1 protein-coding gene is annotated in these 1,653 nt (G+C 46.0%); it reads right to left on the bottom strand.

The genetic code is table 11. The features are described 5' to 3' along the window. Positions 1-33: 33 nt before the first annotated feature. On the bottom strand, positions 34-1,065 hold the full coding sequence (locus C3B73_RS12115; protein WP_103664590.1) for an IS110 family RNA-guided transposase: 1,032 nt from the start codon (positions 1,063-1,065) through the stop codon (positions 34-36). Between the last annotated feature and the right edge of the window lie 588 nt (positions 1,066-1,653).

Genomic DNA, 1,653 nt, shown 5'->3' with positions numbered 1-1,653 from the left:
GTCATTGCGAATACTATGACTAAATCAAGTGGATTAGGCTGATTTTTTGTATTTCTTGATCATTTTCTGAATGTGTTTTGGATCATATTCTGCCCGGTTATTCCACATGGCACAGTACAGACGAATCAGTTTATTGATGATGTTGTTGATAGCAACTAATTCATGCTTGCCTTCATTAATTTTCTTCTCGTAATATTGGTGATAGTGTGGTTTGTGGTTGGCTACACTGCGGGCTGCCTGATGCATTAATCGCCGCAATTCGGAGTTTCCGTACCCGGTGGATCGATCCGGGCTTTTGACCGAGCTTCCGGAGCTTCGCCCGTGTGGGGCAAAGCCAAATCGAGAAGATATTTTCCGGGGATTGAGTTGGTCTTTCCCAGCAAACATGCACAACCAAAATCGTGCAATGACCGGACCGATACCGGGAGCTGTTCGCAAGGTTTGATGGCGCCTGCACAGAATTGGGTCCTGACGGATCAGCTCATCCATGGTGTATTCCAGCTGCTCGATATGCTGGGTGAGAAGTTCTACCTGTTGGTTCCACATCTTGGTTAATTGGCTCATGTCCGCATCATGAAACTCAGCCTCGCCAAGCTTACTCTTGAGGGCTGCTCGTCGATCCACCATCTTCCGTCTTTCGGCCTGAAGCCGTTTTAATTGTGCTTGCGTGGGTTTTGGAGCCTCTGCCAGCTGTAATCGGTCATTAAATCGAGCTCCATATTCTGCCAGTTGGCTGGCGTCAAATTCATCCGTTTTACGGTGATGTTCCCAGCTAACTTTTTCCAGGGCCGTTGTCTTTACCACCGCATGAGGCCAACCAGTCCGTGTACTCCATCGTAACAAGTGCTCCCCATAGCGTCCGGTGTGTTCACTAATAAGTATCGTCTGTGATTGAGTTACTTCGTGATCTTCCATCCACTCGGCTAAGTTGTGGAACCCTTCCTGAGTGTTAGGCACCTGCAACATATTTCTATCGCCGGTTTGGCGATCAAATAAAGAGATATCCAGGGTGTGTTTAGAAATGTCAATACCTACGATAAAGCGCCATTTAATTGTAATTTCCATAGCTATTTACCTATTTTAATTAAGATTGAATAGCTGCCGAGTAGTTATCTTCCCGCCTCTTTTAAAAAGGTATACTTTCCATACTATATGGGTTTAGATAACTACCTGCCATGACAGGCTTTGATTCGCAATAAGGGTTTTACCCGGAGGAGCGCAAGAGATTGCCTGCCATGGTTCGGTAGCTTTATTTTGTTAGTAGCTAACCAACAAAATATTTCCTAAGAAGTCTAAAAGAGGAGCCCTAAAATTATTATTCAACCTCGGGGTATTCCGACGAAGCAATCTCCCTAAAGCGATCACCCAAATAATTCAGACAGATTGCCACGGCCTTTGCTTCGCTGAAGGACTCGCAATGACGAGACTCAAAATTAGAACACTTCGAAGTCAATATTCCTTGTTCGATATTCGATATTCAACCGGTCATCCTGATCCGCCGGCTGGCGGAGAAGGATCTTGCCTATTCATACCCCGTTGCTCGTATTCACAACCCACTCCCTGCCTACCGTCAGGCAGGCCTTACACAGGGAAGAAGACGCTGTAACCGAGTGTTTTGGTAGGTAAAACAGCAGTGGCTTTGGTCATTACCTC

It is taken from the genome of Gracilimonas amylolytica (genome assembly GCF_002911695.1).
Lineage (GTDB): Bacteria > Bacteroidota > Rhodothermia > Balneolales > Balneolaceae > Gracilimonas > Gracilimonas amylolytica.
This window is presented reverse-complemented; position numbering and strand designations above follow the sequence as displayed.